The 13,898-nt window shown below is 59.0% G+C and carries 11 protein-coding genes; 7 read left to right on the top strand and 4 right to left on the bottom strand.

Annotated features, from left to right (window positions below; translation table 11 throughout):
• Positions 1-5: 5 nt before the first annotated feature.
• Positions 6-563 (top strand): hypothetical protein, encoded by a 558-nt coding sequence (locus BMY71_RS24255; protein ID WP_139202578.1) that lies wholly within the window; start codon positions 6-8, stop codon positions 561-563.
• A 178-nt stretch (positions 564-741) separates the two neighbouring features.
• Here the strand turns inward: BMY71_RS24255 and BMY71_RS01090 are convergent, their stop codons facing one another.
• Entirely contained in the window at positions 742-2,421 is a 1,680-nt protein-coding gene (locus BMY71_RS01090) for a type IV secretory system conjugative DNA transfer family protein (RefSeq protein ID WP_092681122.1), read from the bottom strand.
• Between the two features lie 465 nt (positions 2,422-2,886).
• Entirely contained in the window at positions 2,887-3,414 is a 528-nt protein-coding gene (locus tag BMY71_RS25545; RefSeq protein WP_175557577.1) for a hypothetical protein, read from the bottom strand.
• Positions 3,415-4,213: 799 nt separating this feature from the next.
• Between BMY71_RS25545 and BMY71_RS24250 the strand changes: the two genes are divergently transcribed.
• From BMY71_RS24250 to BMY71_RS01080, 3 genes are all read left to right on the top strand, one after another.
• The gene (locus tag BMY71_RS24250; protein WP_139202577.1) at positions 4,214-4,924 is read left to right on the top strand and encodes a hypothetical protein; all 711 of its coding nucleotides are present in this window, start codon (positions 4,214-4,216) and stop codon (positions 4,922-4,924) included.
• Between the two features lie 873 nt (positions 4,925-5,797).
• Entirely contained in the window at positions 5,798-6,193 is a 396-nt protein-coding gene (locus BMY71_RS24245) for a hypothetical protein (protein WP_139202576.1), read from the top strand.
• Between the two features lie 871 nt (positions 6,194-7,064).
• Entirely contained in the window at positions 7,065-7,925 is an 861-nt protein-coding gene (locus tag BMY71_RS01080; RefSeq protein WP_430715310.1) for a YihY/virulence factor BrkB family protein, read from the top strand.
• Between the two features lie 24 nt (positions 7,926-7,949).
• Here BMY71_RS01080 and BMY71_RS01075 read toward each other — a convergent pair whose 3' ends face one another.
• Both BMY71_RS01075 and BMY71_RS01070 read right to left on the bottom strand, forming a co-directional pair.
• On the bottom strand, positions 7,950-8,534 hold the full coding sequence (locus BMY71_RS01075; protein ID WP_092681118.1) for an ANTAR domain-containing response regulator: 585 nt from the start codon (positions 8,532-8,534) through the stop codon (positions 7,950-7,952).
• The gene (locus BMY71_RS01070) at positions 8,531-9,697 is read right to left on the bottom strand and encodes a transporter substrate-binding domain-containing protein (protein ID WP_011504673.1); all 1,167 of its coding nucleotides are present in this window, start codon (positions 9,695-9,697) and stop codon (positions 8,531-8,533) included. Before BMY71_RS01070 ends, BMY71_RS01075 begins: the two co-directional genes overlap by 4 nt.
• A 412-nt stretch (positions 9,698-10,109) precedes the next feature.
• On the opposite strand from BMY71_RS01070, the gene BMY71_RS01065 reads away from it, so the two are divergent.
• Genes BMY71_RS01065 through BMY71_RS01055 form a run of 3 tightly spaced genes read left to right on the top strand, consistent with a single transcriptional unit; the run spans position 10,110 to position 13,793 of the window.
• Positions 10,110-11,510 (top strand): amidase, encoded by a 1,401-nt coding sequence (locus BMY71_RS01065; protein WP_092681116.1) that lies wholly within the window; start codon positions 10,110-10,112, stop codon positions 11,508-11,510.
• Positions 11,511-11,526: 16 nt separating this feature from the next.
• Entirely contained in the window at positions 11,527-12,525 is a 999-nt protein-coding gene (locus BMY71_RS01060) for an acetamidase/formamidase family protein (RefSeq protein ID WP_092681114.1), read from the top strand.
• Positions 12,526-12,554: 29 nt separating this feature from the next.
• Entirely contained in the window at positions 12,555-13,793 is a 1,239-nt protein-coding gene (locus tag BMY71_RS01055) for an urea ABC transporter substrate-binding protein (protein WP_092681112.1), read from the top strand.
• The last annotated feature ends 105 nt before the right edge of the window (positions 13,794-13,898 follow it).

The raw sequence follows: 13,898 nt of genomic DNA, 5'->3' as shown, positions 1-13,898 counted from the left end.
CGGGCATGCCCACCGCAAAACAGCAGATGGAGGCGAAGTACGCCGAAGCGGCGGAGCGCTTCGCGCGCGTACTCCACGCTGTAGAACGCTCAAGCCAGGCGCGCCTAAATAAATTATTACAATTGCTGCCGAGCGAGCGGATCGCCCACTTTGCCGATCCGCTGCTCACTCGCGCAGACGCTTTACGATTGACACGTTCGTTGAGGACGGACCTTTCGTCCCGGCGTCATTATCGCGCGCCACTCGCAGCGAGAGTAAACGCGATCTTCAAACGTATACAAATTGGCAGACTTTTCTCTTCGACCACACTGCTGTTTCTTACCATGGCGTCGATTTACAGCTTTATCGCCTGGCACAACACGGCACATCTGGCAGCAATTGCACGACCGATCGATATTCCATTCGTATATCCCGATGGCTCGACACGTAAGTTGAGAATGGGAACTGATAAGCCTTGGCAGCTTCTGCGGATCCGGGGTAACCACGCGGCATTAAGACTTTGGTTCCCGGGGCAAGGATACCAGGAAATAGAAGTGCCATCGGAGATTATTATAAGACCGTAAATCGCAATCGGCAAACTCGCAACAGACCAATCGCCGGCTCGCTTCAAACAAACGCGTCGTTTTGCGCGGCTCACCGATCTGACGTCGGTCGAAGGACATATCTGACTAACAATCCCATATAACCCTTGAGCGATGCTGGGTGCAATCAAAGCACAAATATCAAGGTGACTTTCATCAATTATAAGCGCCCGACCGGCTTCACGCCGTCAATGATTCCAAGAAATCGTTTGTCAGTGAGGACATCGGTCTTTCTGAGTCGAATAGGATGGCGAGCATAGTATCTGCTGTTGGGAAACACGATGACTTCACTTTCCGAATTCGTGGTGAGCTCTTCCTTTGTCATCAGTCGAGCTGCTTGCGACGCTGTCGATATCGAGGGTTTATCGCCCTTTTTAGCAACGGTTTTTGTTTCGACTAACACTGTGAAGTCGCCGAGTGCTCTCGACCATCGCTCACTTTCATCGGGATCCGAGGCTGGAACATCGCTAATTGTTACGATCTCCGCAGTTCCAAGGAGCGTGGCGGCACCCGATTCACCGTAGGTGTCCACCATTTGTTGCCGCGTCTGCCAAAATGTCCAGAGGCTGGCGCCATATCCAGGAAGCTCCCCGCTCGCTTTCAATATGGCGTCAAAACGTTTCAGAGCCGCTGCTTCATCGACGAAAATTACTAGTCGTTCCGCTAAACGATTCCTACGGATGGTATTAAAAATATCTGCCAAAAGCCAGCGAAAGAGCGGTGCCAGGGTCTCGTTGTAGTCAGTCGGAACTGCAATGAACAGATCGACGTCGCCGCTCATGAGATCGGTGAGATCAAAAGAACTGGAGCTGACGAGATTGCGAAGTCGTTCATCAGCGAGCCAGGACAGAGCCTGCGCTGTCGTAGATTTTATGGGATCCCTAGTCTTCGGATCATCCATCATAATCCCGAGCGCAATCCTTGCAGCAGGCTGCGAGGAGAGCTTATTCAGCCCCTCTACAAAGATGGCTGGCTCTTCACTCAACAGCCGCAGCACCTCAGGCAGGCCAGGTTCGTTCGATTGGTGGGCGACGAGCATCGCCCCAACAAGCAGATCGACTGCCCGACTGCGGAAATACCCCGTATTATCATTCGCACCGACTGACTCTGGCAGCAGCGCCTGCGCAGTGAGCTGTAGATATAGAATATCGTTAGGGTCGAGGTGCTCGAATGGGTTCCAGCAATCGGTTCCGCCGACGAGATTGACGGGATCGACACACCTTACGGTTCTGCCCAATTCTCTGCGGCGTTTCGATACCGACAGAAAAACCGCCCCCTTGGGATCAATCACCACCGCAGGACCAGCCCAGGCGTCAAGTTCTGGATAAACAAGGTTCGGGATTAACAGCCCCGCTGATTTCCCTTTGCGCGGGGCGGCAATCGTCAACAGATTTCCTTCCACCGAAACGCGGACCGCCCGGCCAGTCGACTTATCGGTTCCAAGTTCTAAGCCGCTTTTCATCAAGCCAAGCTCGGCCGCATTGGCCCAACGTGCCGCGCCAAATACGCCACTCAAATCACGAACCAGCCCAAAATCTTTTCCCTTGATCAGCCATGTCGCTGCAATCGCAAAGGGAGCGGCAGTGAAACCTAGGATGACCCGCCCGCCCCACGCAAAATCATTGGAGACATTGCGCAACATCTGTCCATAGCGATCAAGAATTTCTGGCCAATTGAATGACACCACATAGCCATACCACTGCCACCAATGTACGACCCCGGTGGGCCACAGGGCACTATTGAAGCCGTGCTGTCCCGTAGCTGCAAGCGGGTAGCCGAACAAGATCAGCGCGACAAAAGTTCCTCCGATCACAAGTCCATTCTGAAGATTTCGTAACATTTGCAGCCTACCTAACTTGGTTCGCGGACTGGTGTATTGGGCATTCGTTTCGATCCAATTGATGATGTTGGTTTACAACCAACTGTTACCGCGCTTCCGTTCGGGATCGTGGAGATCGATGGTCGCCTGCCCTGACGGGGCTGGTCCTAGCCGCCATGCCCGAGGTTGCTGGAGGCGGCAACGGTGCGGTCGATGGCGCCGCTGCCGCATTGTTCCCCGCGGAATCGCGGCGAGCAACAAAGATTAGATACTGTGGTGCTTCACGCGGCAGGACCTGTTCGCAGCGGCCCTGGCGCAGACGTGCGGTCGTCGCCGATGTGGCGAAGCTGTCGATGACCTCGAAGCGTCGGTTGCATCTCGCAGCTGAGGCGTCCGGAACAATCCCCATCGCAATGCGCCGGTGGTGGCGGCAGACGGCGGCCGCCGTTTTCAGCAGCCACGGCATCGGCCACGCGGTGGCGTGTTTTAGCCCTGCCGTCTGCGCCACTGCCGGTCCAAGGGGTCGGAATGGCGCGCTGGCTTGTCGAATTGATCCGCTGCCGCGCCGGAAAAAGTGCTGATTCCATCGGGGATGCGTGCGATGCTCAGGGTCGGCTCGATATTTCTCGCGACCTGAGCGATCGATCGCATGATGCGCGCGCTGGGCGCCGCGCCTGACGGCGCCAAGCCTTTGGTGCTTGTCGGCCACAATGGCCGGCAGCGGGTCGTGACTGCTGTCAACTCCGAGGCCGCTGGTGGGGTCTGCGTCCGGGGATACGGGTGATCAAGGCACAAGCGTTGGTGCCGGATCTCGTCGCAGCACGCCGATCCGAACGTCGACGGAGCGGCGCTTGAGCGGCTGGCGGTCTGGGCCTTGCGGTACTCACCAATCGTCTCGACCGATCCGTTCGACGCAATCGAGATGGACACATCTGGTGCGGACCACCAAAAGGCGATGGCCTGTGACGTCGGCAGCCGGCTCCGCCAGACGGCATAGACGCCCCGGGTGGCCATCCCGCACACCTGGGGGCTTCACACGCATTGGAGGTTTTTGGCGGCGTGGAGACGGTGGGGGCCGCCTCGACCGGTCGTCTCTGCGATCAATCGGCTGCCGATCGCCGCGCTGCGCCTGCCGGCCGACATCGTCGACGAATTGCGTCGCCTGGGTTTCGATCGGGTGCGTGACCTGCTTGGGACGCCGCGAGCGCCTTGGCGTTACGCTTCGGCCCCATTCTCGGGCGGCACCTCGACCAGGCGACTGGCACGACTTCGGAGCCGATCGATCCGATCAGGCCGGCGGAGATGATCGAGGTCCGGCGACCTTCGTGGAGCCGATCGGCGCCGCCGAGACGATCGCGCGCTAGGTCGGCAACCTGATCGTGCTTCTCCACCGAGCTCGAGGAGCGCGGGGGCGGAAGCACGTCGCCTCGGCCCTGGTGTGTCATCTGGTCAACAACCAGATTTAGGCGATCAGGATCGGGGTGGCTACCTAACCGACAATCAAAAATATTATGAAGAAAATGCGAATGCCAAGTGTAGGATTGCTTATAAGGCCTGCCGAATAATTTGGGGATGCCGTTGTTTCCACGTTATCGAAGATCGGTGGCGAAGAACACCTCACACTAAGTCGTTAAGCAGACTGACTTTAAAAGCTCATAGTAGCGTCAAATCGCCTTAACAAATTCGCAGTGACGTTTGATGGATATAGCCTGTCATTGTTGAAAGCCTTTTACATCCAGCGCTAACTCAAGATATCAATTTTCTGATAGTAGATTAATGTCTGACACGAAAACTCGATGAATGGACTAAATATATGCTCGGCTATAATGAAGACTGGAAAGCGGTTTTGAAGTGGAGTCCGGCTGAGCTTGACGAAATAGGACTTCGGCGGCGGCCGAGTAAAATCTTCAATGAACGTCGTGCTGCTCTAGTCGACGATTCTTTTATTTACAGGACGAATAAAGTTTCGGCGGTTATCGATAGTAAGTTAGATCGGAATTTGATCGACGACATCATCCGAGATGGATTGGTGTACACTAACAACTTCAAGTATCGAGTAGCTATGGTAAATCAGTACAGAAGCGTCGGGGACGATGTGGCATTTTGTGATGAAATTTTAGGGGAAATCAATTTGTTAGGCGGAGGGGAGTGGCGATGCAGTGGTCTCTACATGTATTTAAGTCTGAGAGATTGCGTAAGGTCGCTATACAAAAGCACGGATACAGCAGTACACGGTAGGCTTTCAGACCAATTAGAAATAATCACTCGGGTGCAGAAAAGACATCTTCCGGCCGGAGACTTCTTTCCTGATTTGTTGCCTCCTGAACCGTCTGCCGCTGTTCACGTTGCTCCACATTTTAACGGACGGCTGGCTTACATTCGACCAGAACATGTTCAATTCTGGTTTGGTAAATGGGTCGGACCAGCGAACTTAGATGCGGTTGAATTAGAAAGAGATCTCAAGAGTTGGTCATTTCATCGGCTCCTATTTCCGCTTGATCAAGTGCCTCCGGTTGATCAATGAGTCTCACCATTGATCATTTTACGCGGTGTCTCGGTCGCGCTCGTGCATCGCGCCCGCAGAACAAGCGCTGAAGCAGATCCGGCGCCAGACGCGTCGGCATTATTCGGCCGAGGAGAAAATCCGCATCGTCCCGTCAGGGGATCACAAATGGAAATTTCAGTTCTGACTGGCCTAATTTGGCGGGCACGTTAGTCCGCGCCATCGAGTCATGCGTCTGCAGTGTGGCGCGTGGGCGTATCGATATTCTTTCGCTCGCTTTGTGAGCGCAGCTTGAAAGGCACTGTCCTCAGCGCGTTTGTCGTTCCTCCATGCTTCGATAATGTTTAGGTCGCCTTGTCGCGATCTTTTGCGAGCAGCGAGGATCAATTCGGCCATGCGCCTAATCGTTCTGGTTGAGAAGTTCACTACGACTTCGGCCTGTTCTTCCGCAATCGTATTGGGCCGCAAAATCATCTTTCAAACATTAGAGATCTGTCACTTGTTATAATTGCTTCGCATTATGGCTTCACGGCAAGTGCGTGCACGCCAATGTGGCTCGAAATAATGTTGAGCCGAACCGAACGCGAAGGTCGGTGCTGATTCGAAATAGATATCTGAGGATGTATTTATGATCTAGTATCATCAGTGATGCAGATTGCGCGACAATCTTAATGGATCCGACAACTTCGGACAGTAGTATGTCGTTGGCGGCGGCATCACACGGACGTTCTTGAAGTCCAAGTGCAGTGCTCTGGCCAACGCGTCGATTTGCTTCAAGGCGGTCACACGTGAGGCAGATCAATACTGAAATATATTGAGATTGGAAAATACGTGAGAGCGTTAGTTGTTGATAGGCCTGGCGTCCCGTTTCTGGTTGCGTTGATCCCCGCTGTAATGTTCGCGTTGATCGGCTTTATGCTGATGGATGTGTTCATTCCCTTGGCCAATACGACGTTCCTGTTTTCGAACATATGGAGTGGACTTGGTCCCAATTCGGGCGTTTCCGAGTTCCTCAAGATCGTTGACGAATGTGGCTTAGCATCAGCAATAAATGAAAGGCTATTAGTGGCCAGTGGCGCAGGACTAGGCATGTTAGCCTTTTGTTGGACCTCGTTAAGACAATACGCCGTCAACCGGCACCTACCGACAAAACAGAATGCAATGTGGGTGACGGTTGGCCTGGTGTTAGCCCTATTTGCAGCTTCGGCCATGGCTCAACTCTATCGCCCACTTCCGAATGCGGGTCAGGCGACCGCGTGTGTTTCGGACAAGCGTGTGAGTAGCTTTTAATGGCCTGCGTTGACTTGGTGCCACGGACGGCCATACGAGCCGCAAATCATAGCTGAACACTGAGCCGCAACACAGGTTGGACCAATCAACCTGTCGCTGGCGGGGAAAGAAATCCTTCCGCAGGCAGAGGCCGCGGTTAGATGCCTTTCTACGGTCCCTTCTTCATTTCTAATCAACGTGAGGTGCGGCCCTTTGCGAGACGAGGGTTGTTGCTAGGTGCCATACATGGGTGCTATACGGTACCGTTGGCGCGGCGAATAGTGATGTGTTTTCAGTAGTTTAGATGGTGAGGTCATGAGGGTGCGTACCCTCCCGCCCCAGCCAACTCGCTCCCCGAGCCTGAAATTGCTGGTGAAATCGGCCTGGGCTGGCGGTGGAGCTGCAGCGCGGCTCTGCGATACGCTGTTGCTGCACCGGGTTCATTGAAGAATGAAGTCGTGTCGGACGGCAGGGCTTCGCATCGTCGGGTCCGCCGGCGAAGCAGCGAACGGGACGCCTTTTGCCAACGGACAACCTCTCAAACTTTCGACGAAGGTGACTGTCGATCCGCAGGGAACTATCGCGATAGGTGATTGGTTTGCCTGCATCGCGAAGAGCCGACAGCAGGCGGATGTTGGAACGGAAAATCATCGATCGGGAAGCCGCCGCCTCACGGGCCGGGCGTTCGGGGTTGCGTCGTCTTCTGGCGTCGGTCGTCATCGCGACAGCGGCTCATTACATGCTCCCGCGGGATCAGGGGGAGCCGCCGCCGCCGAGGGCGCGCGACAAGATTGGCCCCGCAGCTGTCGACGATCACAGCCGAAGCGCGGCGGCGTCTTCAGAGTCTCCGGCGGGCAGCTGGAAAGACTTGCTGTTGCGGGTGGTGCGGAAAATGTCGGCGCACCGGATCATGGCGCTGGCTGCGGGGATGACCTACTACAGCCTGCTCGCGATCTTCCCGGCGATCGCCGCGCTGGTTGCCGTTTACGGCCTGTTCGCCGATCCCTCGACCATCGCCAGGCATTCGGATCAGCTTGCTGGATTTCTGCCGGGCGGGGCTCTCGACGTGGCGCAGGATCAACTGACGCGCGTGGCTTCGAACGGCGCGCAAACGCTCGGCCTGACATTTCTGATCGGGCTCGGCATTTCGCTGTGGAGCGCCAATGCGGCGATGAAGTCGCTGTTCGATACGCTGAACGTCGTCTATGGCGAGGAGGAAAAGCGCGGCTTCGTGAAGCTGAGTGCGATCTCGCTCGGCTTCACCATCGGCGGCGTCCTGTTCGTCCTGGCCGCGCTCGGATGCATCGTGATGATCCCGGTGATCCTCGGCTTCGTCGGGATGTCCAGTTTCGGCGATCGGCTGCTGAGCGCCGGCAGATGGCCGGCAATGTATCTGGTGCTCTCCGTCGCCCTTGCTGTGATCTACAGGTATGGTCCCAGCCGCGAGGCGACGCCCTGGCGGTGGATCAGTTGGGGCAGTGCGACGGCGGCCATGGTCTGGCTCGCCGCATCCACACTGTTCTCCTGGTACGCGGCGAGCTTCGGCCAATTCAATGAAACCTATGGGTCGCTGGGCGCGGTCGTCGGCTTCATGACCTGGCTGTGGATGTCAGCCATCGTGATCCTGCTGGGGGCCGAGATCGACGCCGCGCTGGAGCATCAGGCCGCAGCTGTGACGACCGCATCCCCACAGCCGCTCGACCTGGGCGAGGCGCGGTCGGCGGATACGATCAGTCCGACGCAGGTGGGATAGCCCACCGCGAGGTTGCCGCGGGATCTACCCGATCGCGCGGGGCAGATATCCCTGCGCGACGAGTTCGGCCGCAACCTGTTCGATCGTCTTGCGTTGCTGCATCGCCGTGCGCCGGATGAGCGCGAAGGCGGCGGGTTCGGCCAATGCATGCGTTTGCATCACCTGCAGCACGGCGGTCAGCACCACGCGCCGCGAACGCAACCGCGCGTCCATCTTCACGATCTGCTGCTTCAGCTCACTCGTCCGCTCCAGCCGCTCGAACGCCATGACCAGCGCGGCGTAGATGCCGGCCGACCGCAGCGGCTTCACGAGAAACGACGACGGATCGAGGTCGAGCACCAGCTTCAGACGACTCGGCGTTTCGGTGCCGAGCAGGACGATGACGGCGCAGTCTTCAGAAAACACCCGCGCATCCGCCGCGGCGAGGGGCAGATAATCATCGTCGATGAGGATCACGTCGGCGGCGACCGGCGCTGCGCTCGGCTCCCAACTCGCCATCTCGATCCCGAGACGATCGAACTGCCGGCGAACAATCGATCCATCGCGCTCGTCCTTGATGGCGACGAGCGCCTTGCGGCCACGCAGGGAAAACGACGACGGTTTGCTCATTTGACGATTCTCAGGTGAGGCGACGCATTCGGTAACCGTATGTCCCTCGACGGCCGGACCGCGACATCGAGTTGCGACAAATAAGGGTCCGGCTTCACAGGAGCTTCCGCTTCCCAGAAGATATCGAACTGTCCCCGAGCATTGGAGACGGCGAGCCGTGGCGTAAGGACGCAGTGATTGTTGTCGCCGTCGATCCAGACCGGTCCTTGAGGCGAATCGTAGCGATAGCCGGCCGCGGCGCGGCGTACTTCGTTCACGTTCGACGTGCCAGCGCGCTGCATCGCACGCGCCAGCAGAAAGGTTGCAACGTAAGCCGATTGGCCGTCGACCGAGGGGCTGCTGTCCTTGCCGTAACGCGCTTTCCACCGTGCGACGAAAGCGCGGTTTTCGGGCAGGCGGATGCTCTCGAAATAGGCCGACGACGTGATGCAGCCGGCAGCCGCAGGCCCGACGATTCTCAGTTCAGGCTCGCACAGGCTGCAACTCAGCATCGGGATGTTCAGGCCCGCGGCCGCCGTGGCCGATTGGAATGCGCGGATGAAATCATAGCTCGAGCTGCCGACCAGCGTATTGAAAACGATCGGTGGCTGGCGGCGAACGATTTCTTCGACGATGTGATCGACCCGGCTTTCGCCGAGTTCAAGCAACCGTTCGGCGACGATGTGTCCCTCCGCGGCCGTCACCAATTCGCGCGTGACGCGATTTGTCTCCCAGGTCCAGACGTAGTTGGAGCCGACGCAGAAGAAATCTCGCGAGAGATTGTCGAGCACATAGCGAATCAGCGGAACGACGTTGTGGTTGGGCGATGCGCCGACATAGATCACATTGTCCGAGCATTCGAAGCCTTCGTAACGCGCCGGATACCACAGCAGGCGTTCAGTACGCTCGACGATCGGCAGCACCTGCTTGCGCGAGGCCGAGGTGTAGCAGCCGATAATGTGTTCGACGCGGACATTGCGGATCAGGTCGTCGCAGGCGGTGTGATACGCCGAGATGACGCCGCCGGGATCGCGGACGTGCGGGGTGAATCGGAAGCCGAAATCCGGGCAGTCGTTGACGTCGTCGATCGCCATCAGCGCGCATTTGAGAATCTCGCGTCCCATCGCTTGATAGGGGCCGGATTTCGACGTCAGAATTCCGACCGGGATCGACGGCTTCGTCATGGACTGCTTTCATTCACGCAAGACGTGCATGAGATCACCAAGGTTACGGCATGATCAAGTGCGCCGCTGCTAATTTGCTGCGCAGCACTCGTTCAGGATTTGTGCAAGATACCTCGTTGACATTGAGAACGTCTCCAACCTAGACTTTCGTCGTTGGGTTGCCTTTCGAATAGCTTGAATTTGGCCGACGACGTCCGAATCCAGGCATGAGTTATTCGTTCGGTCGAGCACCCAAGCGATAGACCATAGCCGCGGCATCCGAGCCATTCGTCACCCCGTTTCGGGGGACGGGTGGCTTTTTTTCGTTTGTCGCTGAAGAAAAGTCGACGACGCCGATGCGTCGTCGAAACGCTGGTGCACGCGCGGCGATTGCCGCGAATGCCTCGGCGCAAAACGTGGGGAGTGAATGCCTATGGCTACGACGGATCTTCATTATCGCGGGCTGGTGGAAGTCGGACGCGAGATCCAGGCGAACAAGCTGTCTCCGGTCGAAGTGACGAAAGCGATGCTGCAACGCATCGAGAAGCTCGACGGCAAGCTCAAGAGCTACGCGTATGTCACGCCGGAGCTCGCGCTCGAAGAGGCCGCCTCGGCCGAGAAGGAAATCGCGGCCGGCAAAGTCAAAGGCCCGCTCCACGGCGTGCCGATCGCGGTCAAGGATCTGTGCTGGGTCAAGGGCGTCCCCGCGGCTCACGGCATGACGATTCATCGCGACTATCGCCCCAGCGAGGACGCGACGGTCGTCGCCCGTCTCAAGAATGCCGGCGCGATCATCCTCGGCAAGCTGCAACAGACCGAAGGCGCCTACGCGGATCATCATCCGAAGATCGATCCGCCGAAGAATCCCTGGAATGACGAGTTGTGGTCGGGCGTATCTTCGAGCGGCTCGGGCTCCGCCACCGCGGCGGGGCTGTGCTTCGGATCGCTCGGAACCGACACCGGCGGTTCGATCCGGTTTCCCTCGGCGGCCAATGGCGTCACGGGATTGAAGCCGACCTGGGGCCGGGTGAGCCGCTACGGCGCTTACGAACTCGCGGCGACGCTCGATCACATCGGCCCGATGGCGCGCAGCGCGATCGATTGCGGCGCGATGCTGAGCGTGATCGCGGGCGCCGATCCGAAGGACACGACAGCGGTGCCGCTGCCGGTGCCGAACTACGTCGCGAATCTGCCGGGCGATCTGAAGGGCATGGTGATCGGGGTCGACCGTCGCTGGACCAGCGAGGGCACCGACGAAGCGGCCACCAAGGTGTTCGAGGACGCGCTGCGCGTCGCCAAGGACCTCGGCGCGACCATCACCGAGATCGTCTTCCCGGACGCGCAGGCCGTGACCGACGATTGGTTTCCGCTCTGCGGCATCGAAACGGCGGTGGCGCACGAGCACACCTATCCGTCCCGCAAGGACGAATACGGGCCCGGGCTCGCAGGATTGATCGAGCTTGGCCGTCAGCAATCCGGGATGGACTATCAGAAGATCGTGCTGCGGCGGGAAGCCTTCCGCGGCGCCGTCCGCGCGCTGTTCGAAACGGTCGATCTGATCGCGATCCCCGCGCAGGCTTCTGCCGCGCCGACCCTCGCCAGGATGGCTGCGCTCGGCGAGGACGCCTCGCTGATCGGCGGGCTGCTGCGCTTCACCTGTCCGTTCGACATGACCGGAAGCCCGACGATCACGCTGCCGGGCGGCTTCGCGCCGAATGGTGGGCCGATCGGCTTCCAGTTCGTCGGTCGTCACTTCGACGAGGCGCGTCTCGTGGCCGCGGGCGATGCGTTCCAGCGCGTCACCGACTGGCACACGCGCCACCCCGCCCTCTGAGTCCGAAGGAGTTCGCATGCAATCGGAAGATTGGTTGAAAAGTTCGATCATGGCGCAACGCGGCGTCGCCAAGGGCGCGACCGGCGCCACGCATAGTCTGACGATCGAGCAGCAGGGAGCGTTTCACTACGTCTACGGCCCGTATGCGAAGCCGACACTGTCGATCGATCCGGGATCGGTCGTCGTGGTCGAGACCGAAGATGCGTTCGGCGGCGTGATCACCAGCGAAAGCGACAGTCCGAGCGCCAAGCTGAACTTTCCCTATCTCAACCCGCAATGCGGTCCGATCAGGGTCAAGGGCGCGAAGAAGGGCGATTGCCTCGCCGTCTATATCCGCGACGTCGAAACCCGCGGTGAACAGCCGGCCGGCACTACCTGCATTATGCCCGAGTTCGGCGGACTGGTCGGCACCGCTTCAACCGCGCTGCTCAATCCGCCGCTGCCCGAGCGCGTGAAGAAGCTCCATGTCGACCGCAACGGCGTGCGATGGAGCGACAAGATCACACTGCCCTACGAGCCGTTCATCGGCACGATCGGCGTGTCGCCGGAAATCGAGGCGATTTCCTCGCTGCAGCCGGACTATCACGGCGGCAACATGGATTTGCCCGATGTCGCCCCCGGCGCGGTGATCTATCTTCCCGTCCACACCGAAGGCGCCTTGCTCTATGTCGGCGACTGCCACGCCACGCAGGGCGACGGTGAACTATCCGGCGTCGCGATCGAGCAGCGCGCCACCGTCACGCTGCAGGTCGATCTGATCAAGGACTGGAGCTTCGCCTGGCCGCGGCTGGAGACGAAGGACTTCATCATGACGATCGGCAGCGCCCGCCCGCTCGAGGATGCGGCGCGCATCGCCTATCGCGAACTGACCCGGTGGATGAGCGCCGAGTACGGCTTCGACGAGATCGACGCGTACATGCTGCTCAGCCAGGCCGGCCGCATCCGGCTCGGCAATATGGTCGACCCCAAATACACGATGGGGGCGTCCATCCTGAAGAAATACCTCAAGGCTTAACTCACGGTTTTCAAAAGGGGGATGAACAGATGCGATCGAGACGACTGCTCCAAACTGCCTTTCTCGGCCTCGCGCTCGGCGCCATTGCGCCGTTGGCGACGCAGGCGGCCGAACCGCCGCTGAAGGTCGGCCTGCTCGAAGACATCTCCGGCGATCTCGCCTTCATGGGTATGCCGAAGTTGCACGGCTCGCAGCTCGCGGTCGAGGAAATCAACAAGAGCGGCGGCATCCTCGGCCGGCAGATCGAGCTGATCCATCTCGACCCGCAGGGCGACAACGCCCGTTACCAGGAGTTTGCCCGGCGGCTGCTCAATCGCGACAAGGTCGACGTCCTGATCGGCGGCATCACCTCGGCGGCGCGCGAAGCACTGCGTCCGATCGTCGGCCGCACCTCGACGCCGTATTTCTACACGAACCAGTATGAAGGCGGCGTCTGCGACGCCAGCATGATCAGCATGGGGGCGGTGCCCGAGCAGCAGTTCTCGACGCTGGTTCCCTGGATGGTGGAGAAGTTCGGCAAGAAGGTCTACGTCGTCGCCGCCGACTACAATTTCGGCCAGATCTCGGCGGAATGGAACCGCAAGATCATCAAGGATCTCGGCGGCCAAGTGGTCGGCGAGGAGTTCATCCCACTCGGAGTCTCGCAATTCGCGCAGACCATCCAGAACATCCAGAAGGCGAAGCCCGACTGGTTGCTGACGATCAATGTCGGCGCCGCGCAGGATTCGTTCTTCGAACAGGCGGCCGCGGCCAATCTCAATCTGCCGATGGGGTCGTCGATCAAGGTGATGCTCGGCTTCGAGCACAAGCGCTTCAAGCCGCCGGCGCTCAACAACATGCACGCCACCGCTAACTGGTTCGAGGAAATCGCCACGCCCGAGGCGGAGGACTTCAAGAAGCGCTGGCGCGCCAAGTTCCCCGACGAAACCTACATCAACGACATGGGCTACAACGCCTACAACGCGCTGTACATGTACAAGACGCTGGCGGAAAAGGCGAAGTCGACCAAGCTCGAAGACCTCCGCAAGGTGATCGCGACCGGCGAAGCCTGCATCGATGCGCCCGAAGGCAAGGTCTGCATCGATCCGAAGAGCCAGCACACGTCGCATCGGATGCGTCTGATCTCGGTCGGACCCAAGCACGACGTCACGGTCGTCAAGGACTACGGCACGATCCAGCCCTACTGGCTCGGCGAGGTCGGCTGCGACCTCACCAAGAAGAACGACAAGGAACAGTACACGCCCAATCAGCTGCCGAAGAAGTCGTGACGCGTCTCCGCACCGATCTTTCGGCAACGATCTTCAAGGGCTGACTGCGTGACACACCAAGACCACATCGGCGCCGCGACGCGGCGGCGCCGATATCCGGAACCA

It is taken from the genome of Rhodopseudomonas pseudopalustris, from assembly GCF_900110435.1.
GTDB classification, from domain to species: Bacteria; Pseudomonadota; Alphaproteobacteria; order Rhizobiales; family Xanthobacteraceae; genus Rhodopseudomonas; species Rhodopseudomonas pseudopalustris.
This window is presented reverse-complemented; position numbering and strand designations above follow the sequence as displayed.